Origin of the sequence: Micromonospora marina, from assembly GCF_900091565.1 — a bacterium.
Lineage (GTDB): Bacteria > Actinomycetota > Actinomycetes > Mycobacteriales > Micromonosporaceae > Micromonospora > Micromonospora marina.
Genome location: NZ_FMCV01000010.1, coordinates 111,502 through 137,111 on the forward strand (window position 1 = coordinate 111,502; position 25,610 = coordinate 137,111).

The following is a 25,610-nucleotide window of genomic DNA, read 5'->3' on the forward strand; positions in this document are numbered from 1 at the left end:
TCGGTACGCTTGCCGCCAGCCGACATGTCCGCCGAGCGAGGGGTGCACCGACAGCATGCGCAGGGGTCGACCGACCGAAGCGCCCGGCCACCGGAGGTGACCGCCGCGCGCCGGGGCGGTGTCGCGGGGCCGGTCAGCGGCGGTGGACACGCCTCGCGGAGACGGCCCCGGCGGGTTGCCGGGGCCGCGTTGCCGGCTGACGACCACCTGGCCCGGGAGCTGCTGGACGGGCTCGCCGAGGCGGTCGTGACGGTCGACCAGGCAGGCGTGGTGACGCTCGTCAACGCGATGGCCGCCGACCTGCTCCCCGAGGTGGCGCCCGGCGTCGACCTGGCCGCCTGCCGGGTGCCGGCCCTGGCCGACGCCGCCGGGTCGGACTCCTTCGAGACCGAACACCACGGCCGGCGGCTGCGCGGCCTGCGACGTCCCCTGGCCGACGACCGCAGCGCCTGGTACGTCCGGGACGTCACCGAGGAACACGCGCGCACCGACGCGTTGCTGGCCGAACGGTCGCGTACCGCGTTCCTCGCCGAGGCGGGCAGCCGGCTCGGGCTGTCCCTGCACCGCGAGCAGACGCTGCGCACCGCCGTGACGCTGCCGGTGCCCTACCTGGCCGACGCGGCAGTCGTGGTGCACCGCCCGCCTCCGCCCGCCGAGGACCAGCCGCACTGGATCCGGTACGCCACCGGTGACCCCGGCCCGGTCACCGGCCTGGCCGGCTGGCCCGTTGTCGAGTCCGTCCCCGGCCTGGTCGAGGCGCTGGATGGCGACCTCACCGAGCCGACTCCGTGGCTGGACGCCGAGCTGGCGGATCTGGCCGAGGTGCTGCCCGCCGGGTTCGGCCGCCCGGGCACCGTGCTGATCAGCCCGATGCCCAGTGCGGGCGGTCCGGCCGGCGCACTGGTGCTGGCCCGCCGCCGGAAGCGGCCCGGTTTCGACAAGCGGGAGATCGGCCTGGCCCGGGAGTTCGCCGGCCGGGCCGGTGCCGCGCTCGCCGCGGCCGAGCTGTACGGCGAGCAGGCGCACCTGGCCCGGGTGCTCCAGAACAGCCTGCTCCCGCCGGCGCTGCCCCGCCTGTCCGGGATGACCCTCGCCGGCGGTTATCGCGCCGCCGGGGACAGCCTGCGCATCGGCGGCGACTTCTACGACCTGTTCCCCACCGGCGACGGCGGCCTGTTCGCGCTCGGCGACGTCTGCGGCAAGGGCGTCGGCGCAGCAGTGCTGACCGGCCGGGTCCGTCAGTCGTTGCAGACCCTGCGCCTGGTCGAGCAGCGTCCCCGGGAGCTGCTGGAGCTGCTCAACCGGGCGTTGCTGGACGCTCCCGACGCGGCCCGCCGGGCCCAGTTCACCACGCTCCTGCTCGGCGCGCTGCGCCGCGAGCCGGACGGCGGGCTGCTGATCCGGGTGGCCGGTGGCGGGCATCCGTCGCCGCTCGTCGTCCGCGCCGGCGGCGGCGTCGAGACGGTCCGGGTGGGCGGCATGCCGGTGGGCGCGCTCACCGACGCCCGGTTCGCCGACGCCGAGGTCCGGCTGGCGCCGGGTGACCTGCTGCTGGCGTACACCGACGGGGTGACCGAGGCCCGGGGCGGCCCGACCGAGCCGGCCATGTTCGGCGACGCCCGGTTGCGTCAGGCGCTCGCCACCGGCGCCGGGCTACCACCCGCCGCGCTCGTCGACCGGGTGCTTCAGCTCGTCGACGAGTGGCTGGACGGGCAGTCCCACGACGACATCGCCATGCTCGCCGTGGCGGCCGGGTGACGCCGCCGCCTGACCGCCCCACCTCCGCGGCCGAGCGCCGGATCGGGCCGGACACGCTCGCCGCGTACCTCGGTCACCTGGACGCCGCCGACCGGGCCGGCGCGGTCGCGCTGGCCAGCGGCCTGCTGGCCGACGGGTTCTCGGTCACGGACGTCCTGGTGGACCTGGTCGCGGTGGCGCAGCGGGAGGTCGGCCTGCGCTGGTTCACCGGCTCGTGGAGCATCGCCCAGGAGCACGCCGCCACCCACGTCAGCGAGCAGGTGGTGGACGCGCTGGGCGCGACGATCGGCCCGCCGCGACGCGGGCACGTGGTGATGGCCTGCGTCGAGGGCGAGTGGCACGCGCTGGCCGCCCGCATCGTCACCGAGGTGGTCCGGGCGGCGGGCTGGCGGGTGACGTTCCTCGGCGCCAGCGTGCCGGCCCGGCATCTGGTCTCCTACCTGCACCAGACCGGCCCGGACGCGGTGCTGCTCAGCTGCGTGCAGCCGAACCGGCTGGTCCGGGCGGCACGGATGGTGGAGGCCAGCCGCGCCGCCGGGGTGCCGGTGCTGGCCGGTGGACCCGGCTTCGGCCCGGACGGCCGGTGGGCCGCCACGATCGGCGCGGCGGGCTGGGGCGCCAGTGCCCGGGACGCGGTGGCGCTGCTGGAACGGCCGTTGTCGGCCGCGCACACCGGCGCACCGCCGCCCCCGCCCGACGACGCGTACGTGGCGGTGCTGCACCGGCGGCGTGAGCTGGTCCGGCTCGCGCTGGCCGCGGTCGACCCGCCGCAGGAGAGCGCGGAGGACGTCGCCGCCGGCATCGCGCACCTGGTGGACGCGCTGATCGCGGCCGTGCGGGTGGACGACGACCGGCTGCTGCGGGACTTCGTCGGGTGGCAGGAGGAGGCGCTGACGTCCCGGGGCGGCCGGGCGCTGCTGGGCGAGGTGCTCGGCACGCTGGAACGGGCGCTCACCGAACATCCCCGGGTGGTGGCCCGGTTGCGGGCCGCCCGCGACGGCGCGCCGGACGGTCCCGGCCGCGCCGGCTGAGTCAGGCGGTACGGGCCGCCGAGGGCTCGCCGGACGGCCGGGCGGAGTCGCCGACGCGTTCCCCGGAGGGTTGCAGCATCGGCCAGCCGTCCGCCACTGTGGCCTCCCCGCGCCGGCCCACCTCGTCGAACTCGCGCATGCCGCGTACCAGCGCGGCCCGGCCCTCCGGGCTCATCCCGGCCAGGATCCGCTCCAGCCGGTGCCGCCGGTCGGCGCGCAGCTCGGCGAGGAGCCGGACGGCGGTGGGCGTGAGGTGCAGCGAGATCTCCCGCCGGTCGTAGCGGCCCGGCTCGCGTTCCAGCATCCCGGCCGCGACCAGCCGGTCGCACAGCCGGCTGGCGGAGGAGAGCAACATGTCGGTGAGCGTGGCGAGCCGGCGGAGGTTGATGCCGTCATACTGCTCGATGACCATGATCGCGCGCAGCTGGGCACTCGACAGCCGGCTGGTGGTGCGCTCCCGGGCCGCCTCCCAGACGGCGAGCAGGGTGCCTGCCGCCTCGTCCAGGGCGGCGGACATACTCGTTCCGGGTTCCAGAGGGCTGCGCTCTTCGGTCATGGTGGGCCCGAGACTACTCCCCGGATCTGCCCGGCGACCTGTGCAAAGGAGCAAAGATGAGCGGAGCGGAGGGCCGCGCGCGCCGGATTCTGACCGAGGCGCCGACGGATCTCATCGTGGACCGCCTCGCCGCCGAGCTGGCCCGCACGTACGGCGTCACCCGCACCGAGCTCCACCAGGTCGACTACCGGCTCGCCGAGCTGCTGCCGCTGGGTGACGGCCCGCCGGTCACCGGTCCGGGCCACCCGGCCTGGCGGGCATTCGACCATCAGGAGCCGATGATCGCCGACGGGGTCGGCTGGTTCCCGGTGGGTATGCGCGGCGAACGCCGGGGCGTGCTGGAGGTCTCGCCGGTGCCCGCCGACCCGCACGCCCGCCGGGAGCTGGACACGATCGCCACAGTGCTCGGGCACGAGCTGAGCGCGGTCATGGCGACCACCGACATCTACCGCACGGCCCGGCGCAGCCGGCGGCTCACGCTGGCCGCGGAGATGCAGTGGGAGCTGCTGCCCGGGCGCAGCCGGATCCGGCCCTCGTTCAGCCTGGCCGGGCAGCTCGAACCGGCGTACGCGGTGCGCGGGGACAGCTTCGACTGGTCCGACGACGGTCACCGGCTCTGGCTGGCGGTGCTGAACGGCTTCGGCGAGGGGGTGGCCGCGGCGCTGCTCGCCTCGCTGGCCACGTACGCGCTGCGCAACGCGCGCCGGGCCGGGCTCGGTCTGGCCGATCAGGCCGCGCTGGCCGACCAGGCGATCTACGCGCAGTACCGGGGCGAACAGCACGTGTCGGCGCTCCTGATCGAGCTGGATCTGGCCACCGGCGAGCTGACCGTGGTCGACGCCGGTTCCCCCCGGCTGGTGCGGCTGCGTGCCGGTACGGTGACCGAGCAGGAGCTGGACGAGCAGTTCCCGCTCGGCATGTTCGAGGGCACCGACTACCGCCCGCAGCGGTTCCGGCTGCAGCGCGAGGACCGGCTCTTCGTGGTCAGCGACGGGGTGATCGACGCCACCACCGAGCAGGTGCGCTACGGCGAGGCGGCGCTGGACCGGTTCCTGCGCCGGACCGGGCCGATGGAGCCGCTGGACGCGGTCCGGTCGCTGATCGGCGACCTGCGGGCCTTCGTCGCGGGTGACCTGGTGGACGACGCGGTGGTGGTCTGCCTCGACTGGCTGGGGCCGCAGCCCTGACCCGGTCTCCTCAGTACGCGCCGCGGCTGTTGACCACCGCGCCGAACGTCTTCCAGAGGATGGTCAGGTCGGCGGCGAGCGACCAGTTCTCCACGTAGTAGAGGTCCAGCCGGATGCCGTCCTCCCAGCTCAGATCCGACCGGCCGCTGACCTGCCAGAGGCCGGTCATGCCGGGCTTGACCAGCAGCCGGCGTGCCACGTCGCCGTCGTAGCGGGCCACCTCGGACGGCAGCGGCGGGCGCGGGCCGACCAGGCTCATCTGGCCGAACAGCACGTTGGCGAGCTGGGGCAGTTCGTCCAGCGACCACTTGCGCAGCAGCCGGCCGACCCGGGTGACGCGCGGGTCGTCGCGCATCTTGAACATCAGGCCGTCGGTCTCGTTGCGCGCGGCCAGCTCGGCGAGCAGGGCGTCGGCGTTGACCACCATGGTGCGGAACTTGAAGACGCCGAACTCCTCGCCGCCCTGACCGACGCGGGTCTGCCGGAACAGCACCGGACCGCGACTGTCGATCTTGATGGCCAGCGCGATCACGGTCAGCAGCGGCGCCAGCACGAGCAGGGCGATCAGCGAGATCGACCGGTCGACGAAGCCCTTGACCAGCTTGCGGGCGCCGCGGAACTCGGGCGCCTCGACGTGGATCAGCGGCAGGCCGGCGACCGGACGGGTGTGGATGCGCGGCCCGGCCACGTCGGTCAGCGCCGGCGCCACCACCAGGTCGACGCCGGTCCCCTCCAGCTGCCAGCCGAGGCGGCGCAGCCGGGTCGCGGTCAGCTCGCCGGAGGCGGTGACCGCCACCGTGTCGGCTCCGATCGCGGTGGCCGCCTCCGGGATGCCCCGGAAGCTGCCCACCACCGGCACGTCGCCCAGCCGCTGCGGCACCGGGGCGAGCAGCGCGTCCGGGATGCACGCGCCGACCACCTGGTAGCCGGCGTACGGTTCCCGGCGCAGCGTGTGCACCAGCTCCAGCACGTGCGCGGTGTCGCCCACCACGAGCACCTTGCGGGACCAGCCGGCGCCCCGGTCGCGGGCCCGGTGCAGCCGCTTGCGGGCCGCGAACCGCGCCACCTCCAGGCCGATCGTGCCGACCGCGAAGGAGATGGCCAGGAAGCCCCGGGAGACGCCGACATCGGCGATGTACCCGGCGATGGCGATGCCGCCGGCGAGCCGCAGGCTGGCGGCGCTGACCCGGCGGTACTCGTCGGCGCCGTAGCCGAGCACCTGGTCGTCGTAGCACCGCATCGCCTTGAGCGAGACGAGCCAGACCAGCAGGAGCGCCGGGGCGACCACCACGTACGGGATCTCGGACCCGGTCGGTTCCTCGTCGCCGAACCGGGCCAGGTAACCGACCAGGATGGCCACGGCGAGCACGGCGGTGTCCAGCACCACCAGGACCCGGATGTAGGCCCGCTCCGCGGCTCGCGTCGTCTTGCCGGGGCGTTCACCACCGGGTCGCGACGACGTGGCAGGGGTCAACAGTGTCGCCGAGGTCACCGGCCCTCCCCACTTCGCTCAGGACCGCCCCGTCCCCGCCCGGCTCCGGTGTGGAGCCTGCGGTCGAGGCAACCCGGTCATCATGCCTGACAATTATGGTTACCGATTGATTCGGACACATTACCGTCAGTTCACCTCCCGTGTCTTGACCCGGGAAGCCTTCCGCCGTACCGGATTTCCGGTACGGCGGAAGACTAGCGCTGAGCTTCGGGTCAGCGGGGGGCGGGCGGCCGCAGCGCGATCGCCCGGAGGAAGATCTCACCGATCTTGCTGGGATCGGTGGTGACGAAGGCGCCGCCGCCGGTGACCTTGGTGATGGACTCCAACTCGGCCCGGTTCACCTCGGTCCCGATGCCGATGATGATGACCTGGACCGGCTGCTCGTCGTCCTTCAGCTTGTTCAGCCGGTCCAGCAGCGCCTTCTGCGAGATGCCGTCGTCGTCCTCGTTCTTGCCGTCGGTGAACAGCACGATCGAGTTGACCTTGCCCGGCTCCCAGTCCTGCTGCACCTTCTGGTACGCCGCGAGCACCGTGTCGTACAGGCCGGTGTTGCCGTTGGAGGGCTTGATCGAGGCCAGGCCGCGCTGGAGCGAACCACGGTTGCTGGACAGCGGCTTTATCCCGACCAGCTCGCTCCAGTCCTGCGAGCCCTGGAGGTTGGTGGAGAACGTCCAGAGGCCGATCGACCACGAGTCGTCGAACAGCCCGAGGCCCTGGCTCGCGGCGGCGACGGTGACCTGCTCCCGGCTGGCGCCGTTGGCGGTCGCGACCGGCTTCTTCATCGAGCCGGAGACGTCGATGACGCAGAGCATCCGGCCCGACTGGGTGGCCACCGACCAGGTCGTGGTGGCGGTCGAGATGGCGCCGGGGTCGAGGTCGGCGGCGCCGCCCTGACCCGACGGCGGCACCTGGCTCGCGCCGCCGTTGGCCGGGCTCGGCGCGCCGGTCGGGGCCTGGAAACCTTGGCCCCAGTTGCCGTCCGGTGCGCGCAGCGCCTGCGAGGCGAGCCGGTCCTTGAAGCCCGGCGTACGCAGCACCTCGAAGAGGACACGAGCGGCGGAGGCCTTGGTCGGCTCGATGCCGGGCAGCACCGCGAACGGGTAGTCCAGCGGGATCGGCGCCGGCTCCAGGTAGAGCGCGGCGAGCCGGATCGGCGGCTTGGTGCTGTTGTAGGCGATCACGTCCTCCTCGGACAGCGCCGCCGCCCCCAGCCCGTTGGCGATCGCCGTCGGGTCGGACGAGCGCGGAAACCGCGCGAGCAGGTCCTGCCGCAGGGAGGAACGGTTGGTCGCCAGCGCACGCAGCGCACCGACCATCGCCTCCTGCGCCTTCGGCGAGCCGGCCTCGCCGGTGGAGCTGGCCGCCGCCGTCAGCGACAGCAGACCGGACAGGCCGGCCGCGTCCTGGGTCGGCTCGACGATCCCGGCCCGCAGCGGCTTGCTGGCGGTGACCTGGGTCAGCAGGTCGGACCAGCGGAGTTCCTTGTCCGGCCACCCGATGCGCGAGGCCACCGGCTCGGGCAGCGCCACCACGACCGGGCTGCGCGCGATCGAGGCGCCGTTGGTCGGGGCGAACGCGCTGGCCCCGCCGCTCTTGAGCCGGACCAGCCAGGTCGAGGAGTCCGGCACCCAGACGTCGGGCGTGACGGCGGTGCCGCTGGCCTGCCCGACGCCGGCGAGCGTGGCGCCGTGCTTGCTCGCCACCGCGGCGGCCACCTCGACCGGCTCGGACGAGGAGACGTTCACCGCGATGCAGGTTCCGCCCACCGCCGCGCCGTCGGAGACCCACTGGTCCGCGGCGGCGCGCACCGCGGGGGCGATCTCCGGGGCGGTCGCCACCGACAGCTCGATCCGGCCCGAACAGTTCGGGCCGGCCAGCTGTCGGTAGCCGAACCAGGAGCCGGCCACGACGGCGACCAGAGCGGTCGCGACAGCGGCGGCACCTGCTCCACGGAGGTGGGAACGCATGCGATGGCGGCCAGACACGGTGACCATCTTGCGTACCTCGTGGGGTTACCACCACAACCGTTCGGACGAAAGTTACGCAGCAGAAACAGTTGATCACCTAACCCGCACGCTAAGTTGCCAGTCAGTCATCTTTGGTGATGGCAATCCACTTAGGACTATCGATCGGTGACCGTCCGGTCACGGCCTGACGCACGTCGGACTCGGCACCGGCACCGGCTCCCCCACCGGCTCCGGCACCCCGCCGTCCGGCTCCACCCGGAAGATCCTGATCATGTCGGCCCGCTCGTCGGCCACGTACAGGTGCGCACCGGCGAACGCGAAGTGCCGGGGCCACTCGCCGCCGGTGTCGACCTCGGCCACCAGCTCCGGCGCGGGGCCGTCGAGGGCGAAGACCGCGATCGTGCCCACCCCGCGGTTGCCCACGTAGAGGAAACGGCCGCCGGGCCCGACGGCCACCTCGGAAGGCTGGACGTGCCCGGCCCGGCCGCTGGCGTCGACACGCGTCGACTGCCGCGGGCCGTCCGGCGTCAGCTCGTACGCGGTCACCGTGGCGTCCAGCTCGCCGACGAGCCAGCAGCGCCGCCCGTCCGGGTGCCGGGCCAGGTGCCGGGGCCCGGTCCCGGGTGCCGTCCGCAGCCGCGGCTCCCGCTCGGTGAGCCGCCCGGTGGACGCGTCGACCTCGTACCGGTGGACCGAGTCGGTGCCCAGGTCGACAGCGAGCAGCCCGCCACCGGCCGGATCGGGCGAGACCATGTGGCAGTGCGCGTGCTCCTGCCGCCGCGGGTCGGCCCCGTGCCCGGAGTGCCGGACCAGGTCGGCGCGCTCCCCGGGCACGCCGTCGGCGTCCAGGCCGAACACCGCCACGCTGCCGCCACCGTAGTTCGCCACGAACAGGTGCCGCCCGTCCGGGGCGACCGCCAGGTGGCACGGCTCCGCGCCACCTGTCTCGCGGACGCCCAGCGGCGCGAGGCCGCCGTCCGGGGCCACCCGGAACGCACTCACCAGCCCGTCGGGCAGCTCGTTGCACCCGTACAGCACCGGCAGCGCCGGATGCCGCACCAGAAACGACGGCGACGGGGTGACCGCCACGACGCCCAGCGGGGTCAGTTCCCCGGTCGCCCGGTCCCGCCGGGCCGCCACGACGCCCTCGGCCCGTCCGCCCGTCTCCGCCGTGTAGCCGCCGATGTGGACGATCTCGTCCTGCCCGGTCACCGCTCCCACCTCTCGTCGATCCTGACTGCGATCCAACCAGAGGCTTCCCGGTGGCGCGCCCGGTCAGTCCCACGAGACCCGACGGATCGGGCGCGCGGGTGTTCAGCCCACCGGCACCGGCTCGCCGCGCTGGCGCGCCACGTGCTCCACGAGCGAGATCAGCACCAGCTTGCCGGACTGCCGGTCGCGGGCGTCGCAGAGCACGAGCGGGACGTCCGGGTCCAGGTCCAGAGCGTCGCGGACCGCCTCCAGCCCGAACCGGCGGGAACCCTCGAAGCAGTTGACACCCACCACGAACGGGATGCCCCGCTGCTCGAAGTAGTCGATCGAGGGGAAACAGTCGGCCAGCCGCCGGGTGTCGGCGAGCACCACCGCACCGAGCGCGCCGAACGCCAGCTCGTCCCAGAGGAACCAGAACCGGTCCTGGCCCGGGGTGCCGAACAGGTAGACCTGGAGGTCGTCGTTGATGGTGATCCGGCCGAAGTCCATCGCCACCGTCGTCGTCGTCTTCTGCTCGACGCCGGAGACGTCGTCGGTGCCGAGCCCGGCCCCGGTCAGGACCTCCTCGGTCTGCAACGGCCGGACCTCACTCAACGCGCTGACCAGCGTCGTCTTTCCGGCGCCGAAGCCACCGGCGATGAGGATCTTCAAGGCCAGCGGCACCTGCGGCGCCCCCGGCTCCCGGTCATAGCGCACGGAGTCCACTGACCACCGCCTTGAGGATGTTGTCGTCGGGCAGGTACGCGGTGGCCGGTGGCCGGTGCACCGCGACGAGCCCATGGGCGAGAAGGTCGCCGAGCAGCACCCGGACCACGCCCACGGCGAGGTCCAGGCCGGCGGCGAGGTCGGCCACGGCCTTCGGCCGCCGGGCCAGCTCGATCAGGCGGCGGTGCTCCGGCTGGAGACCGGGCGTCCCGGCCGGTTCCGCGCCGGGGGTGGCGAGCACGAACGCCAGCAGGTCGAAGCCGTCGACGGGTGAGCGCACCCGGCCGCCGGTGAGCGTGTAGGGGCGCACCACCGGTCCGGCGTCGGCGTCCAGCCACTCGTGCTGGGGCCCCGGCGACTCAGCGCGCATCGGTCCGCTCCCCCGCCACCCGGCTCGGCACGGCCAGGTTCTCCCCGACCCGGATGACGAGCATCGCCATCTCGTACGCCACCAGGCCGATGTCGGCGTCGGCGTCACTCGCCACCGCCAGGCAGGCGCCCTGGCCGGCGGCGGTCACGAACAGGTAGGCCGACTCCATCTCCACCACCGTCTGGCGGACCGCGCCGCCGCTCAGGTGCCGGGTCGCGCCCTTGGCCAGCCCGGAGAAGCCGGACGCCAGCGCGCAGAGGTGTTCCGCGTCGGTGCGGTCCTGGTCGGTGGAGGCGCCGAGCAGGAGCCCGTCCGCCGAGAGCACCACCGCCTGGCGGGCGGCGGGGACACGCTCCACCAGGTCGTCGAGCAGCCAGTCGAGATCGGCGTTCTGCCGCGTCGTGTGCACCACTAGGCGTCCCTCTCAGTCGCGGTTCGTTTGGTCCGGCGCCGCCGGGGCGGGCTCCCCGGCCGGCCCCGCGGCGGTGGACGGCGTACCGGTGTCACGCGGCCCGGTGGCAGGGGTGGCCGGATCGGTCCCGGCGGCGCGCGAACCGTCCCGGCGTCCGCGCGCGGTGCCGGCCTGCAACGCGGACATGGCCCGGCGGGCCTCCTCCGGGGTGCGGTGGGCCGGGGTGTCGGCGACCGCCGCGCGGGGACGCGCGGTCACGCCGCGGCGGCGGATCCGGCGGGGCAGGCCGTCGCCGTCGGCGGGTGGTTCCACAGTCGAGGCTCGCGCCGCCTGTAACGGGACCACCGTGTTCTCCGACCGGTCCCGGCCCGGCCGGGTCGGCCGCCCCGGCCGGGGCATGGTGGTCAGCCGGGTCACCTTGGCCAGGCGCCGCCGTTCCGGCTCGGCGGAGGCGTCCGCGCCCACCGGCGGCTCGTCGGTGATCAGTTCCGACGGTACGAGCACCGCGGCGACGATGCCGGCCGGGCGGGACGGCCGCAGCTCCACCCGTACGCCGTGCCGGGCGGCCAGACGCGCCACCACGAACAGGCCCAGCCGGGCGCTGCCGGCCGGGTCGAACTCCGGCGGCTCGGCCAGCTTGCGGTTGGCCTCGGCCAGGGCCGGCGCGGACATGCCCAGCCCCCGGTCGGTGATCTCGATGGTGTAGCCGCCCGGGACACTCCGGCCGGCGACGTCCACCCGGGTACCGGGCGGGGAGAACGCGGTCGCGTTCTCGATCAGCTCGGCGAGCAGGTGGATCACGTCGCCGACGGCCCGGCCCAGCACCCCGGCCGGCGCCACCTCGCCCACGTCGACCCGGTCGTACGCCTCGACCTCGGAGATCGCGCCGCGCATCACGTCGACGGCGGCGACCGGGCGGCGCCAGCCCCGGCCGGGCGCGGCCCCGGCGAGGATGACCAGATCCTCGGCGTGCCGCCGCAGCCGCGTCGCCAGGTGGTCGACCTGGAACAGCCCGGCCAGCTCGTCCGGGTCCTCGGTACGCCGTTCCAGCCGGTCCAGCAGCGCCAGCTGCCGGTGCACCAGCCCCTGGCTGCGGCGGGCGAGGTTGAGGATCACCTCGTTGAAGCCCCGGCGCAGCGTGACCTCGTCGACGGCCGCGCGCACAGCGGTCCGGCGCACCTCGTTGAAGGCGCGCGCCACCTGGCCGATCTCGTCGCCGCCGAGGTCCAGCTCGGGCGCCTCCCGGGCGACGTCGACCTCCTCGCCCCGGCGCAGCCGCGCGACGACGTCGGGCAGCCGGCGCTCGGCCACCTCGGTCGCGGCGGCGCGCACGCCGGTAAGCCGTTGCGCCAGCGACCGACCGACCCGCAACGCCACCAGCACGCACACCACGATCGCGATCAGGCCCAGCACACCGGCGGCGGCGAGCTGGACGAGGATCCGGGTGGCCATCGGCACCGACCGCTCGGCGAGGGCGTCCGCGCCGCGCAGCTCGAAGTCGCGCAGGCTCTGCCAGACCTCGGCGTGACCGGTGTCCCACGCCCGCATGTCGAACCGGGCGGGCAGCGCGGGCGAGCGGATCAGGCTGTCCTGGAGCGCGCGCAGCTGGAGGAACCCGGCACCCTCGGTCAGCCGTTGGTACGCGGTCCGCTCCGCGGGCGGCAGGTCGGCGACCGCGATCTCGGCCAGGAAGCGCTGGTTCTCGACGGTGCGCACCAGTTGCTCGTGCTCGCCGTCGGCGTACCGGCCGGCGGTGACGGCGCCGGCCAGCAGCGCGTCGGCCTGGCCGAGCAGTTCCCGGGAGCGGCCCAGCGCGGTGAGCGCCGTCGCCTCCCGGTTGAGCTGCGCGTCGGGCAGCGCGGCCATGGCGCCGAACGCCTGGAACGCGGAGGCGACGATCCCGCTGTAGAGCCCGACGGCGCCGGCCCGGTCGACCTTCCGGTCGTCGATGAAGGCCCGCCCGGCGGGCAGCGCGTCGAGCGCCGAGACCAGTTGGTCGAGCCGGTCGTCGAGCTGGGCGTCGGCGACGTCGCGCAGGTCGCCGCCGCCGACCTTGCGGCGCAGCTCGACGATCGCGTCGTCGGTGCGTACCCGTTGTTCGGTCAGCTCGGGGAGGGCGCGGTCCCCGGCGAGCTGGACCACCGACAGCCGGCGCTCCCGTTGCAGCTCCGTCACCACCGCCTCGCCCGGGCGGCCCAGGTCGTAGAGGAGGGTACGCGCGGAGAGCAGGTCGAGCGCGGGCCCGAAGGTGAGCGTGGTGGCGAAGATCCACAGCGCCAGCAGCCCGGTCACCGGGCCGATGACCAGCGCGGTCAGCTTGGCGCGGATCGGCCAGTCACGGGTGTTCAATCAGACCTCGCCCGGGAAGGTGTCGCTCGGTGGCGCCGGCAGCGGCCGTTTGTTCGCCGGCCACGACGCCGGGCCCCGGCCCGGACGCCTTGGGCAGGATACGTAATCCGGGGCGGATGCACTACCGGCCGTCTCGGCTCTCACTACGGTCCGAGACGGGCAGGAGGGCCTCAGCCGGACATCGGCCGGGCACCGGACGGCGGCCGCCGCGGTGCGCCTTTTCCCGGCCGGGGCGGAAAGTGCCGCACAACGGGATTGGCGATCACCCGCGCGAGGGAATACCAGCGTGCGAAGGAGGAGCCATGTCGTCCACCCAGGTAGTCGTCATAGTCATCGTCGTCGCCGTCATCGCCGCGCTCGTCGCGGTCGCCGTGGTCGCCAGCCGCCGCCGGGCGCTTCGGGAGCGCTTCGGCCCCGAGTACGACCGGGTCGTCGCCGAGCAGGACAGCCGCAGTGCCGCCGAGCGGGAGCTGCGGGAACGCGAGCGCCGGCACGCCGAGCTGGAGCTGACCCCGCTGAGCCCGGAGTCCCGGGCCCGCTACGCCGCCGCCTGGGAGGAACTCCAGGTGCGCTTCGTCGACTCCCCCGCGGAGACCGTCGGCGATGCCGACGAGCTGGTGAGCCGCCTGATCGCCGAGCGCGGATACCCCACCGGGGACTTCTCGGACCAGATCGCCCACCTCTCCGTCGAGCACGCCCGCACGCTCACCCACTACCGCGACGCCCACGAGATCCGGCAGCGCAACGAGCGCGGTGAGGCCGGCACCGAGGACCTCCGGCAGGCGCTCGTGCACTACCGGGCCCTCTTCGCCGACCTGCTCGGCGCGGACCCGGTCGCCCCGCAGCAGCCGGAACAGCGCCACCCCGAGCACGACCACGACGTCCCGAGCCGCTGAGGAGGCCGCCGCCATGCGCCACGAGGAACAGCAGGTCACGCAGGACCACCCCGAGGCCGTCCGGTCCGCACCGGTGCCGGTGCCGCAACCGGGTGAGCACACCGACCCCGGCCGGCGCGACGGCGACCGGGCCGACGTGCCCGAGGACGCGCTGGACGACCGGGGCAGCTTCGACGACCCGGCGGTCGCCGACGACCGGCGCGACGCCGAGGTCGACGAGACCCGCGCCTACGAGGCCGGGGAGCTGCGCGACGCGGCCGACCCCACCGACGACGACGGGCGTCGCCCGTTCCACGAGCCGGCGCCGCTGCCGACGGCCTTCGGGGCGGCCACGGTGGGCGACGCGGTCGCCGCCTCGGCCCTGGCGAGCGGTCGTCCGCAGGACGAGCGGGACGCGCGCGACGAGGACACCGCGGCACCGGGCGACGGCGCGCCGGGCCGAACCGACCCGCTGGACGACGAGCGGGCCGACCCGACGGCCGGGGACCGCCTGCACGACCGCGACCGCTGGGACGCCGAGCACACCGCTGCTACCGGCGACGGAGACGGCGTCGTCCGGGACGAAACGGCGGCCGACGGCGCGGTCGGGTACGGCAGCGCCGAGCCGGGCCTGGTCGACCCGGACGCCGAGCCCGTTCCCGCCGCCGACGACACCGAGCGGCGGCACGACCGGGTCGATCCGGACACCCCCACCGCGGCGGCGGGCGCGGCAGCCGCCGGGGTGGCCGGCACCACGCTGGGCGGGGCGGACCGGCCGACGCCCGGCGCGGTACCGGCCGACGCGGCGACGCTGTTCGCGCCGGACGCCGCCCAGGGTTTCCGGGACCGCTGGCGCGACGTGCAGCTGCGCTTCGTGGACGACCCGCGCGCCGCGGTCGGCGAGGCGGAGTCGCTGGTCGAGGAGGCGATCGAGGCGCTCGCCACGGCCCTGCGCGAGCAGCGCACCCGGCTCGGCGCCTGGCAGGAGTCCGGCTCCTCCGACACCGAGCAGCTCCGGGTCGCGGTGCGCGGCTACCGCGACTTCCTGGACCGCGTGCTGGGCCGCTGACGCCCCCGCGACGAAGCCCCGGCCGGTGACCCGACCGGGGCTTCCGCACGCCCGGAACCCGGAACCGAGCAGCGGGTATGGAACCTCGCGATCGGGGTACGAGCGGGCAGCGGTGCACACGAGGGGAGCACGGGCACGGGCGACGGCGGCCTGCGGTGAACATGACGCCCTGGACTATCTGATCCTGGCGCTCTACTTCGTCACGGTGCTCGGCGTCGGTTTGGCCGCGCGGCGCGCGCTGCTCAACGCGATCAGCTTCGTCGGTCGCGCAGGTGATCACCGCGGATGCTGCGGCGGCAGCGGCTGCGCCCGACCGAGGCGCCGAAGCCGCAGCGCGACGAGTCCTGACGCCCCTCTCCGCCCGCATGGCGCGGCCCGCACCGGGTACGCGACTCGGATCACCCCAAGGGACAGGAGGGCAGCAGCATGACCGATCGTGACCGCGGTGGCGAGCGGCCGCTGGAGGAGACCCCCGAGGTGGCTGCGGCGGTGGACGACGACAGCACGGTGCCCCAGTTGCGCAACGCCGGCACCGACCCGGACGACCCCGTCTTCACCGAGCCCGACGGCCCGGTGCCCGACACCGGGTCGCCGAACCTCATCGGTGACCCGTACGCGGCCGGGACCGGCGCGACCGGCACCGGCACCGGCGCCGCCCCGGACGACATCCGCACCGGCGCCGAGCAGCCCTGGGAACCGGAGGACCTGGTGCAGGCCCGGGGGCAGGACGTGACGCCGGAGAACCTGGAGCGGGCCCGCCGCGACCTGGCCGAGCTGGGCCGGGCGGCGATCGAGCGCACCGTTCCCTGACACCGGAACGGCCGAGGGCCCCTGGCCGACGTGGGCGTCGACCAGGGGCCCGGGGAACCCGCGCGGCGGTGCCTCACTCCCGCCGCCGCGGGTGGTCCGCACCGCGGCTCAGGAGAGCGCCGGGTAGGCGTTCTGCATGAGCTGCTGGAACTGGGCCGGGAACCAGGCACCGGAGATCGGCGCGTCCGGCAGGGCGCCGGACATGCTGTTGCCGTTGCGGGCGTTACCGGTGTACGTCGGGTCGCACATCCGGTCGAAGCCCTTGCCCTCGTTGTTCGGGATCTCCTTGCTGGAGCCGTCCGACTCACCCGGAGGCTTCACCCAGACGTAGGCGTCGATCCCCGGCTCCGGGTTGGCCCGCGGCCGCTCGCCGAGACCCGCGCCGGCCTGGTTGCACCAGTTGCCGGCGTGGATCCGGCGGTCGACCCGGCCGCCGTTGACGTACGCGTCCACGCTGGTCATCGGGCCCGGACCGGTCGGCCGGGCGACGCCGCCCCACCCGTTGCGGGAGGTGTCGATCAGCATGCCGATGTTGCTTTCGAAGCCGACCGAGACCAGCTTCTGCCGGAACGCCTGGGCGAACGACAGCTCGTCGACGTACTGGTTCCAGTCGATCCACTTGGACTGCCGCACGGTCTGGCCGTTCACCGAGTCGGTGACCTTGACGTACGGCTCCTTGAGGGCGGAGTAGTTGGCCGTGTTGACGATGAAGCCGTGCACGTTGCGCACCGTGCTGCCGGACGCCACGGCAGCGGCCTTGAGCTGGTCGGCGACCGGGCCGAAGTTGCTGTCCCAGCCGATCCAACCGTGGTGGGCGGCGTCGACGTAGTTGTACACGTTGCCGAGCGCGCCCAGCTTCGCCAGGGCGTAGCCGACACCGTTCACGTACGCGCCGTTGGCCTTCACCGTGTCACACATGACGGTGCCGCCCGCGTTGCCCGAGGTGTTGGTCACCAGGTTGGGCAGCGAGTCGATCTCGATGATGTTGATGATGCGCAGGTTCCGGTACTTCGCGTCGCCCTGGATCGCGGCGATCGGGTCGATGTACTCGGCCTTGTACTTGGGCAGCTCGTTCGGGCCCAGCTCACCGTTGGAGGCGAGCGCCGCACAGTCCCGGCCGGGCAGGTTGTAGATGACGAACTGGATGTAACCGGCACCCTGGGCGAGCGCCTCATCCAGGTGGTCCCGCACACCCATCGCACCGTTGGAGCTGCTGTCCGGGGTGCCGTTGATGGCGGCGATCCGGTCCAGCCAGACCGCGGTCGGGTTGTTCGACACCCGGTTACCGCCGGCCACCGACTCGGCCTTGGCCTTCCACTCGGGGTTCACGTACCCCTTCACCCCGACGTACGGGTTGTCGACCTTCTGCCCCGGCGGCGGGGTGGTCGGCGGCGTCGAGGTAGGCGGGGTCGACGTGGGCGGCGTGCTCGTCGGCGGGGTGCTGGTCGGCGGGGTGCTCGTGGGCGGGGTGCTCGTGGGCGGCGTGCCGCCGTTGCACACGGTGCCGTTGAGCGTGAACTGGGTCGGCTTGGGGTTGCTGCCGCTCCAGGAGCCGTTGAAGCCGAGGCTCAGCGTGGCACCGCTGGCGACGGAGCCGTTCCACGACTCGTTCTGCGCGGTGACGTTCTGGCCGTTCTGCGACCAACGCGCGGACCAGCCGTTCACCACCCGCTGTGAGCTGTTCGGGAAGGTGAAGCCGAGGTTCCACGAGCTGAGCGCGTCACCGATGTTCCTGATGGTCACGCTGCCGGTGAATCCACCGGGCCAGTCGCTGGTCGTGTAGGTCACGCTGCACTGGGTGGCGGCCTGCGCCGCGGTGACCGGGAGGGTCACCAGTCCACCGGCTACCAGGACGCCGGCGCCGGTGAGCGCAAGCGTCCGGTTCCGGCCGGACAGCCTTCTCCACAGATTCATGCCACTGATCTCCTTGGGCGAGACCGGATCCGCGTACGGCCCGGCGCACATGGCGGCGGCGGTCGTCCTGCGGGAACGACCGTGCACGCCACGGGTTTTTTCGGGGACGCCCGACCCGGACGGGCGTTGTGGGGTGGTGGTGCCAACCGGTCCGCAGGACCGGCCGATGGAGCGGGACGTCGGCCGGTGGTGCCGGCTGCCCTCGACGTCTGAGCTCGCGGTGTGGCTCCCCGAACCGCGTGCAGCGATTCTTGCATGGGAGCGCTTCCATGGCAATGGCTCGATAGCTTGACGCTCACCCCACCCCCGCGCCTCGTCGGCATCGACGGCGAAGCCGCGCGATCAGGGCCCAACGGGACGGGCACGGTCAGATCCGCCAGCGCCGAACGAGCGGAACCGGCGTCCCGGCGGAGGCGAAGGGAGGCGGATCGGTGCGCAGCGTCGGGTAGGACGCGGACCAGCCGCAACATCAGCAAATCCCTAAAAGCGAATCTTTCCCCGAATAAGTCGCGAAAAGGTCTAACGTCGGCCTTAGCTCGACTGACGTCGGGCTCAGGACGAACAGGGATGGAGACGCTGGTCATGGCTAAGAAGATGCTCGGGAAGGTGGTCGCGGGCGCCGCCCTCGGCGGCGCCGGCCTTCTCGTGTTCACCCCGGGGATGGCCTACGCGGGCGGGCACGACGAGGGCAAGGTCGTCGCCAGGCCGCACGTGGTGAAGGCGGGGGACACCGTCGAGCTGCTCGCGATCTGCTCCGAGCCGCAGAAGCACGCCACCGTCTGGTCGAAGGTGACCGGCAAGGTCGACCTGCACCCGGCTCGCGACGGCGAGCACGGCGACCGGACCGACCGCGGCGGCGACCACGGCAAGGGCCCCGACGGCAAGGGCCCCGACGGCAAGGGCCCCGACGGCAAGGGCCCCGACGGCAAGGGCCCCGACGGCAAGGGCCCCGACGGCAAGGGCCCGGACGGCAAGGGCCCCGACGGCAAGGACGACCACGGCAAGGGTCCCGACGGTCGCGGCGAGCCGGGCGGCGACGGGCACGGCCCGGACGGCAACGGGCCGGGTGGCAACGGGCCGGGTGGCAACGGGCCGGGTGGCGACGGCATGCCGCAGCCTCCGGCGAACCAGCCCCAGCCGCCCGCCGGTCAGCCGGGGGGACAGCCGCAGCCGGGCGGCGCGGGCGGCGGCACGGCCGTCGACCCGGGCGACTGGCAGGGGCACGACGAGTACGGCCAGGACGCCGAGCCGGGCTGGGAGAAGGAGCAGCGGGGCGCGCCGGACTGGACCAGGGACGCGCACGGCTCCGACGGCAAGGGCCGGTACGGCAAGGACGCCAAGGGCGAGCACGGCAAGGACGCCAAGGGCGAGCACGGCAAGGACGCCAAGGGCGAGCACGGCTCGTGGCAGGGCGGCAAGGACGAGCACGGCTCCTGGCAGGACGACAAGGGCGACTGGCAGGGCAGGGACGAGCACGGCTTGTGGCCGGACGACAAGGGCGACCACGGCAAGGACGACTGGCAGGCGAGCGGAGGCGCCTGGCAGGACGACAAGGGCGGCTACGGCAGGGACGCCGAGCACGACTACGGCGATGACGGCTGGGAGCACGGGAAGGACTTCGTCTACTACGGCGAGGCCACCGTCTCGCACGACGCCCGGCCGGGCCGGTACGAACTGCGGGGCACCTGCGGTGAGGGCGAGCTGGTGGTCCTGCCGCGCGGTGGGGTCGACGGCGGCGACGGTGGCATGACGAGCACCGGCGTGGACCGCAACCTCGCCACCGGCGGCGCGGGCATGATCGGCGCCGCGGCGCTGGGCGGCCTGGTGCTGCTGCGCCGGCGGCGGGCCGGTGGCCTGGTCTGACCGGACGACGACCCGGGCCGGCGGCCGTCACGGAAGTCCGTGGCGTGCCGCCGGCACCGCCGTCGTCGTCCTGCTCGCCATGGCCGGGGCCGGTCTGATCGGCGCTTCCGTCCGGACCGTCCCGCCGCCGTCACCGCCGCAGCCGATCTCGCAGGCCGCTCCCGTCACCACCGGACCGCGAGCCGACCCGGCCGGGATCGCCACCGACCCGGACACCGAAGGGCCGGACGCCGCGGGCCGGCCGCCTGCGGAGGCCGCCGGGGGCGGCAACGGCCCGGCGACGCCGGACCCGCCGGCCGGGTCCGTCACCCCGGGAGCCCTGGGCACGACGGGCACCCCGGGCGCGACGGGCGCCACCGGCCCCGCCCCGGCCCCGCTCCCCCGATCGGCGCCGGCCACCATCTCGATCCCCCGCATCGGGGTGCAGGCGCCGATCATGTCGCTCGGCACGAACCCGGACGGCACGGTCCAGGTGCCCCCGCTGGACCAGGCCATGAAGGCCGGCTGGTACTCCCCCGGCGCCAGCCCGGGCGAGGCCGGTAACGCGGTGATCGTGGGTCACGTCGACTCCGCCCAGCTCGGCCCGGCGGTGTTCTTCAACCTCGGCGCGCTGGTGCCCGGCGACACGATCGTGGTCACCCGGCAGGACGGCTCGTCCGCCACGTTCACGGTGCGGGAGGTCGGGTCGTACCCGAAGACCGCCTTTCCCGCCGCGCAGGTCTACGGCCCGTCGGCCGTGCCCGCCCTGCGCGTCGTGACCTGCGGCGGGGTGTTCGACCGGACGGCCGGCAGCTACTCGGACAACATCGTCGTCTACGCCCCGATGACGAGCTGAGGGCCTACACGGCAGTGGCCCGGTGGTCGGTCCCCGACCACCGGGCCACGCACGCATCAGCGGTCAGGCCGCCGCCGAGGTCCGGACCAGGGTACGGATCTGGCGCAGCAGCACCGACAGCGCGGCCAGGTCGGCGCGGGACTCGTCGAACTCCCCCATCGCCCGGTGCGCCCGGTGGATCGAGGTGGCGTTCGCCTGCTCCCACTCCTGCACCCGCTCCACCGGTGGCACGTCCTCGGGCGTGGACCCGAGCACCTCCGCGGTGAGCGCGGCGAGCGCGGCGTACAGGTCGTAGCGCAGCGCCATCCGGGCCAGGGTCTGCCACCGGTCCTCGCGGGGCAGCAGGGAGATCTTCGACAGCAGCGCGTCGACCCGGAACCGGTCGGAGAGCACGAAGTAGACCGAGGCCACCTCGCTCACGTCCCGCCCGGTGCCCTGCGCCGTCTCGACGATGTCCAGCAGGCCGAAGCTGTACATCAGGCGGGTCGCCTGCTCGGCCAGGTCACGCGGCAGCCCACGGCCGACCAGCGACTCGATGTGCGCCGCGATGGCCTCCCGCTCGGTGCCCCAGAACCGGTGCTCCAGGTCCGGCAGGAGCCGGGCCACCCCGTCACGCAGGCGGGAGATCTCCGCCGGCACGTCGATCGGCGACCGCCGGTTGGTGACCAGCCAGCGCACCGCGCGGTCGAGCAGCCGCCGGGTGTCCAGATAGACGGCGGTCTGCAACTCGGGCGAGACCTTGTTGTCAAGCGCCTCGACCGCGTCCCACAGGTCGCGCAGGCCGAACACCTCGCGGACCACCGCGTACGCCCGGAGCACGTCGGCCGCGGACGCCGCAGTCTCCTCGACCACCCGGAAGACGAACGAGATGCCGCCCCGGTTGATCGCCTCGTTGACCAGGACGGTCGTGACGATGTCCCGGCGCAGGCGGTGCCGGCCCATCCGCTCGGCGAAGCGCTGCCGCAGCGGCGTCGGGAAGTAGTTGACCAGGACCTCGGTCGTCCACTCCTCGTCCGCCAGGCCCTCGCCGACGATCTCGCGCTCCAGCACGATCTTGACGTACGCGAGCAGCACCGCGAACTCCGGCGCGGTCAGCCCGCTCTCGGTGCGGACCGCCAGCTCCTCGTCCGAGGGCAGCGCCTCCAGCGCCCGGTCCAGCGCACCGGACCGCTCCAACTCGTTGATCATCCGCCGGTGCACCGGCAGCAGCGAGGCGGCCTGTGCCTGGGCGTTGTTGAGCGCCCGAGCCTGGTCGTAGTTGTCCCGCAGCACCAGATCGGCGACCTCGTCGGTCATCTGGGCCAGCAGCTCGTCGCGCTCCGGCCGGTCCAGCTCACCGTCGGCCACCGCCGTGTTGAGCAGGATCTTGATGTTGACCTCGTGGTCGGAGCAGTCCACACCGGCCGCGTTGTCGATGAAGTCGGTGTAGATGCGGCCGCCGGTCGAGGCGTACTCGATCCGGCCCTGCTGGGTGAAGCCCAGGTTGCCGCCCTCGCCGACCACCCGGCAGCGCAGGCCCTTGCCGTCCACCCGGATGGCGTCGTTGGACTTGTCCCCCACGTCGGCACTGGTCTGGCTGGACGCCTTGACGTAGGTGCCGATGCCGCCGTTCCAGAACAGGTCGACCGGCGCGGTGAGGATCGCCTTCATCAGCTCCGGCGGGCTGAGCTGCGTGACGTCCTCGTCGAGGCCGAGCACCGCGCGGACCTGCGGCGAGACCGGCACCGACTTCGCGGTACGCGGGTAGATCCCGCCGCCTTCGGAGATCAGCTCGCGGTCGTAGTCCTCCCAGGACGAGCGGGGCATGTCGAACAGCCGCCTGCGTTCGGCGAAGGACCGGGCCGAGTCCGGATCCGGGTCCAGGAAGATGTGCCGGTGGTCGAACGCGGCCACCAGGCGGATGTGCTGCGACAGCAGCATCCCGTTGCCGAACACGTCGCCGGACATGTCACCGACACCGACCACCGTGAAGTCCTGCGTCTGGGTGTCGTGCCCCAGCTCCCGGAAGTGCCGCTTGACGGACTCCCAGGCGCCACGGGCGGTGATGCCCATCTTCTTGTGGTCGTAGCCGGCCGAGCCGCCGGAGGCGAACGCGTCGCCCAGCCAGAAGCTGTGCGCCTCGGAGATCTCGTTGGCGATGTCGGAGAACGTCGCGGTGCCCTTGTCGGCGGCCACCACCAGGTACGGGTCGTCGCCGTCGTGCCGGACCACGTCCTCGGGCGGCACGATCTCGCCGCTGACGATGTTGTCGGTGACGTCGAGCAGCGCGGAGATGAACTCCTTGTAGCAGATGACCGCCTCGTCCCGGTCGCCCGGCTTCTGCTTGAGCACGAAGCCGCCCTTGGCGCCGACCGGCACGATCACCGCGTTCTTCACCATCTGCGCCTTGACCAGGCCGAGGACCTCGGTCCGGAAGTCCTCGCGCCGGTCGGACCAGCGCAGGCCGCCGCGGGCCACCGGCCCGTAGCGCAGGTGTACGCCCTCGAACCGGGGCGAGTAGACGAAGATCTCGAACTTGGGTCGCGGGGCCGGCAGGTCCGGGATGGCCTGCGGGTCCAGCTTGAACGCCACGTACGCCTTGGGCCGCCCACCCACCGGCTTCTGGTAGAAGCTGGTGCGCAGCGTGGCCTGGATCAACGTCAGGTACGACCGCAGGATGCGGTCCTGGTCGAGGCTGGCCACCTCGTCCAGGGCCTCGGCGATCGCGTCGACCAGCTCACCGCTGCGCTGCCGGCGCTCGTCGAGCGTGGTCGCGCCCGGGGCGAACCGGGTCTCGAACAGTTTCACCAGCAGTCCGGCGATCTGCGGGTACGCGATGAACGTCTGCTCCATGTACTCCTGGGAGAACACGGTGCCGGCCTGACGCAGGTACTTCGCGTACGCGCGCAGCACGACGACCTGCCGCCAGGTGAGCCCGGCCCGGAGCACCAGCTCGTTGAAGCCGTCCACCTCGGCCTCGCCCCGCCAGGCGGCGGCGAAGGCGTTCTCCACGTGCGGGCGCACCTCGGCCAGGTCCTGGTGCCGCTCGGGCAGCTCCAGACCGAAGTCGTAGAGCCAGATCCGGCCGTCGACGCGCTCCACCTCGTACGGGTGCTCGTCGACCACCTTCACGCCGAGGGAGTGCAGCACCGGCAGCACGGCGGAGAGCATCATCGGCTCGCCGTACCGGTAGACCTTGAACCGCACGTCCATCGCCTCGTCGGCGGCGCGGGCGGCGTACGGACGCGGCGGCGCCTGCTTGCGGAACAGGTGCATCTCCAGCTGGCCGGGCTCCTCCAGCAGCTCCAGCTTCGCCAGGTCCTTCATCGCCTCGTACGGCGTGTGCCCGTCCTTGTAGCCCTCCGGGAACGCGTCGGCGTACCTGGCGAACAGGTGCTTGGCCTGCTCGTCGCCGAGCTTGCGTTCCAGCACCAGCCGGTAGTCGTCGTCCCAGAGCCGGGTCGCGTCGGCCAGCTCCTCGGCGAGCAGATCGGCGTCGATGTCGCCGGGCGGGTTGTTCGGGTCGGTACGCACGATGAAGTGCACCCGGGCCAGCATCGACTCGGTCACCCGCGTGGTGTAGTCGACGCCGACGCCGTTCAGCTCGCGCAGCAGGATGTCCTGCATGCGCAGCCGGTTCTGCGTGGTGAAGCGGTCCCGCGGCAGGTAGATCAGGCAGGAGATGAACCGCCCGTACGCGTCGCGGCGCAGGAACACCCGCAGTTGCCGGCGGCCCGCCATCCGCAGCACGCCGATCACCGCGTGGTACAGGTCGTCGGTCTTGATCTGGAACAGCTCGTCGCGCGGGTAGGTCTCCAGGATCTGCAACAGGTCCTTGCCGGAGTGGCTGCGCAGGCTCAGGCCCGAGCGGTCGAGCACCTCGGCGACCTTGCGCCGGACCACCGGCAGCTCCTGCACGCTGGTCCGGTACGCGGCGGTGGAGAACAGGCCCAGGAAACGCCGCTCCCCGACCACCTCGCCGGCCTCGTTGAAGATCTTGAAGCCGATGTAGTCGAGGTACGCCGAGCGGTGCACAGTGGCACGCGAGTTGGCCTTGGTGATGATGAGCAGGCGCTTCTCCAGCACCTTCTCGTGCGCCTCGGGCGTCATCGAGTTCAGCGACCGGGCCTCCGGCGAGTCGGAACGCAGGATGCCCAGTCCGGTGCCGAGCACCGCCTCCAGGGCCTGCCCGCCGCGCGCGCCGTCGGTGTCGACCAGGCGGTACTCCCGGTAGCCGAGGAACGTGAAGTGGTCGTGCGCCAGCCAGCGCAGCAGCTCCACCGAGTCGGTGATGTCCTTCTCCGGCACCGGCGGGCGGTTGTCCGACGTCCGGGCGGCGGCCAGCTCGTCGGCGAGCGCGAGGGCCCGCTGCCGCATCTTCGGCCAGTCCTCGACCGCCTCGCGCACGTCGGTGAGCACCCGCTGCAACTCGCGCCGCAGCGTCTCCCGTTCGGCCGGGTCGCGGACCGGGTCGATCTCGATCCGCATCCAGCTCTCGACCAGGTCACCGGCGATGGCGTCGTCCGGTTCCACGTCCGCCGAGACCTCGGTGAGCCGGCCCAGCGGCTCACGCCGCACCACGACCAGCGGGTGCACCAGCAGGTGCACGTCGAGGTGGCGGGAGTTCAGCAGGGCGGTCACGGAGTCGACCAGGAACGGCATGTCGTCGGTGACGATCTCGACGACCGTGTGGTGCTGTTCGGCGTCCGGCTCGTGGATGCGGAGCTTCAGCTCGCCCGGAACGCGCTGCTGGGCCAGGTCCCGGTGGGCCCGGGCCGCCTCAAGCATCTCCTCGGCGGTGAAGCCGATCAGCTCCTCGTCCGGCGCGAACCGCCAGAAGCGGTCCACGAGTGTGGCCGCGTCGTGGTCGTCGCCGGCGAGCGCGACCGCCTGGGCGACCAGCCGCTCCGCGTTGGGAACTGGCTCGTCCAGCTCGGCGTCCTCCGACTCGTCGGCCAGTGCCTGCGCGGGCAGGCCCAGGTCGTAGAGGGTGTCGATGCTGGAACCGGTCATCCCGGTCACCCCTGTGTCGAGACGGCCGAAACCGTCTCCGTCGGTCGCCGAATCGAAGCTGTCGTCGTCGTCCCGGCCGGTGTCAGCCGGCCGGAGGTCGGGTCCCGGTTTGATCGCCGGACGCCGGTCCATTGGTGCCACTCCCCTCGACCCACCGCGTTGTGGGTCACTCTGCCGCCCAGCCTAGGCCCTACCGCGTGGTACCTCCCGCGG

Annotated in this window: 18 protein-coding genes; 8 read left to right on the plus strand and 10 right to left on the minus strand. The window is 73.4% G+C overall.

Annotation, left to right across the window (positions count from 1 at the left end; genetic code table 11):
* Positions 1-189: 189 nt before the first annotated feature.
* Together GA0070215_RS14325 and GA0070215_RS14330 are read left to right on the plus strand one after the other, a co-directional pair.
* Positions 190-1,758, plus strand: coding sequence for a PP2C family protein-serine/threonine phosphatase (locus tag GA0070215_RS14325; RefSeq protein ID WP_231394817.1), 1,569 nt, complete (start codon positions 190-192; stop codon positions 1,756-1,758).
* Complete coding sequence (locus GA0070215_RS14330; RefSeq protein ID WP_091046203.1) at positions 1,755-2,789, plus strand: cobalamin B12-binding domain-containing protein; 1,035 nt, start codon at positions 1,755-1,757, stop codon at positions 2,787-2,789. The genes GA0070215_RS14325 and GA0070215_RS14330 overlap by 4 nt, the downstream gene beginning before the upstream one ends.
* Before the next feature lies 1 nt (position 2,790).
* Here GA0070215_RS14330 and GA0070215_RS14335 read toward each other — a convergent pair whose 3' ends face one another.
* Positions 2,791-3,306, minus strand: coding sequence for a MarR family winged helix-turn-helix transcriptional regulator (locus GA0070215_RS14335; RefSeq protein ID WP_091046207.1), 516 nt, complete (start codon positions 3,304-3,306; stop codon positions 2,791-2,793).
* A gap of 95 nt (positions 3,307-3,401) precedes the next feature.
* Between GA0070215_RS14335 and GA0070215_RS14340 the strand changes: the two genes are divergently transcribed.
* Positions 3,402-4,532 (plus strand): PP2C family protein-serine/threonine phosphatase, encoded by a 1,131-nt coding sequence (locus GA0070215_RS14340; RefSeq protein ID WP_091046211.1) that lies wholly within the window; start codon positions 3,402-3,404, stop codon positions 4,530-4,532.
* A gap of 10 nt (positions 4,533-4,542) precedes the next feature.
* On the opposite strand, the gene GA0070215_RS14345 is transcribed toward GA0070215_RS14340, so the two are convergent.
* The 7 genes from GA0070215_RS14345 to GA0070215_RS14375 all read right to left on the minus strand — a co-directional run bounded on the left by GA0070215_RS14345 (position 4,543) and on the right by GA0070215_RS14375 (position 13,039).
* Positions 4,543-6,024 carry a sugar transferase gene (locus GA0070215_RS14345; protein WP_018787014.1) on the minus strand — a complete coding sequence of 494 codons (1,482 nt, stop codon included), beginning with the start codon at positions 6,022-6,024 and terminating at the stop codon, positions 4,543-4,545.
* 212 nt (positions 6,025-6,236) lie between these two features.
* A complete protein-coding gene (locus GA0070215_RS14350) occupies positions 6,237-7,991 on the minus strand; it encodes a substrate-binding domain-containing protein (RefSeq protein WP_026268277.1) in 1,755 nt (584 codons plus the stop codon).
* A 177-nt stretch (positions 7,992-8,168) separates the two neighbouring features.
* Positions 8,169-9,203 (minus strand): lactonase family protein, encoded by a 1,035-nt coding sequence (locus GA0070215_RS14355; RefSeq protein ID WP_208600347.1) that lies wholly within the window; start codon positions 9,201-9,203, stop codon positions 8,169-8,171.
* A gap of 102 nt (positions 9,204-9,305) precedes the next feature.
* Positions 9,306-9,908 carry a GTP-binding protein gene (locus tag GA0070215_RS14360; protein ID WP_018787017.1) on the minus strand — a complete coding sequence of 201 codons (603 nt, stop codon included), beginning with the start codon at positions 9,906-9,908 and terminating at the stop codon, positions 9,306-9,308.
* Positions 9,889-10,278 (minus strand): DUF742 domain-containing protein, encoded by a 390-nt coding sequence (locus tag GA0070215_RS14365; protein WP_091046217.1) that lies wholly within the window; start codon positions 10,276-10,278, stop codon positions 9,889-9,891. The genes GA0070215_RS14360 and GA0070215_RS14365 overlap by 20 nt, the downstream gene beginning before the upstream one ends.
* Positions 10,268-10,690: a roadblock/LC7 domain-containing protein gene (locus GA0070215_RS14370; RefSeq protein ID WP_018787019.1), complete on the minus strand. Its 423-nt coding sequence runs from the start codon at positions 10,688-10,690 to the stop codon at positions 10,268-10,270. The genes GA0070215_RS14365 and GA0070215_RS14370 overlap by 11 nt, the downstream gene beginning before the upstream one ends.
* Before the next feature lie 12 nt (positions 10,691-10,702).
* The gene (locus GA0070215_RS14375) at positions 10,703-13,039 is read right to left on the minus strand and encodes a sensor histidine kinase (RefSeq protein ID WP_091046221.1); all 2,337 of its coding nucleotides are present in this window, start codon (positions 13,037-13,039) and stop codon (positions 10,703-10,705) included.
* A 302-nt stretch (positions 13,040-13,341) separates the two neighbouring features.
* On the opposite strand from GA0070215_RS14375, the gene GA0070215_RS14380 reads away from it, so the two are divergent.
* The 3 genes from GA0070215_RS14380 (at position 13,342) to GA0070215_RS14390 (ending at position 15,793) form a co-directional block, all read left to right on the plus strand.
* Positions 13,342-13,935, plus strand: a complete 594-nt coding sequence (locus GA0070215_RS14380; protein ID WP_091046224.1) for a hypothetical protein — start codon at positions 13,342-13,344, stop codon at positions 13,933-13,935.
* A gap of 13 nt (positions 13,936-13,948) precedes the next feature.
* Positions 13,949-14,983, plus strand: a complete 1,035-nt coding sequence (locus tag GA0070215_RS14385) for a hypothetical protein (RefSeq protein ID WP_091046228.1) — start codon at positions 13,949-13,951, stop codon at positions 14,981-14,983.
* Positions 14,984-15,409: 426 nt separating this feature from the next.
* Positions 15,410-15,793 (plus strand): hypothetical protein, encoded by a 384-nt coding sequence (locus tag GA0070215_RS14390; RefSeq protein ID WP_018787023.1) that lies wholly within the window; start codon positions 15,410-15,412, stop codon positions 15,791-15,793.
* 108 nt (positions 15,794-15,901) lie between these two features.
* On the opposite strand, the gene GA0070215_RS14395 is transcribed toward GA0070215_RS14390, so the two are convergent.
* Positions 15,902-17,707, minus strand: a complete 1,806-nt coding sequence (locus tag GA0070215_RS14395) for a glycoside hydrolase family 6 protein (protein ID WP_091046337.1) — start codon at positions 17,705-17,707, stop codon at positions 15,902-15,904.
* Positions 17,708-18,274: 567 nt separating this feature from the next.
* Between GA0070215_RS14395 and GA0070215_RS14400 the strand changes: the two genes are divergently transcribed.
* The gene (locus GA0070215_RS14400) at positions 18,275-19,570 is read left to right on the plus strand and encodes a hypothetical protein (RefSeq protein ID WP_091046231.1); all 1,296 of its coding nucleotides are present in this window, start codon (positions 18,275-18,277) and stop codon (positions 19,568-19,570) included.
* Complete coding sequence (locus GA0070215_RS14405) at positions 19,557-20,405, plus strand: class F sortase (protein ID WP_208600348.1); 849 nt, start codon at positions 19,557-19,559, stop codon at positions 20,403-20,405. Before GA0070215_RS14400 ends, GA0070215_RS14405 begins: the two co-directional genes overlap by 14 nt.
* A gap of 63 nt (positions 20,406-20,468) precedes the next feature.
* Here the strand turns inward: GA0070215_RS14405 and GA0070215_RS14410 are convergent, their stop codons facing one another.
* A complete protein-coding gene (locus GA0070215_RS14410; RefSeq protein ID WP_091046236.1) occupies positions 20,469-25,529 on the minus strand; it encodes an NAD-glutamate dehydrogenase in 5,061 nt (1,686 codons plus the stop codon).
* Positions 25,530-25,610: the final 81 nt, after the last annotated feature.